General features: G+C 62.9%; 1 pseudogene. It reads right to left on the reverse strand.

Annotated features, from left to right (window positions below):
- Positions 1-234: pseudogene (locus AC1D15_RS35685) on the reverse strand (hypothetical protein); the annotation flags it as partial.
- Between the last annotated feature and the right edge of the window lie 476 nt (positions 235-710).

Below are 710 nucleotides of genomic sequence, written 5' to 3' on the forward strand. Positions count from 1 at the left end.
GTCGAACATGCGCTGCGCCGGGATCTCCATGCGCCTGGACAGGTCCTTCACGAAGATGCCGGCAACCCCTTTGCGCTCGGTCTCGATCAGGCGCATCGGGTCCGCGGCATGGAYGTTCATCACGAAGTCGTCGATCCCCTTGCTCGGGCTGTAGGTGACGTTCGTGATCGACACCGCCTTCGACGTGGCCTTGCGCCCAGGCACCTGCTGCGTCGTGCTCTTCAATCCGACCACTGCAATCTCCGTCTATATGGAGACGAAGTGTAGCCTCGATATGGACGAATCTTCAGTACCCCTATCAGCCCGGATGCGCAGCGCTACGCCGAACACCTGGCCGCGCAAGGCCTGCACGCGCAGGTGCGCAACCAGGACGACAGCCTGCGCATCATCGACAAAACTGCCGCAGCAGGGCCGCGGTGTACTCCGACGGCCGGAAGACATCTTCTTCGGACATGGGTGTCGGGCTCGTGATGACACCGGCATGCTGCCGCCGGACGCGTGGTGGCGGCCATCGGCGGATTGCTGAAATTGCGAGGGCGTGGGGCTGATATCGCTGGACGGGAACACGGATTGCCCACGTCTTTGACCAGACGACAAGGGAAATCGATGGACAAGATCAAGGTCGCGGGCCACGGCGTCGAGATCGCGTTGCGAATGGCCGGTGTCGCGAGCCGTCCGGCGCTGTTGTTGCTGCACGGATGGCCCCATTC

This window comes from Rhizobacter sp. P2_H2 (assembly GCF_056403375.1).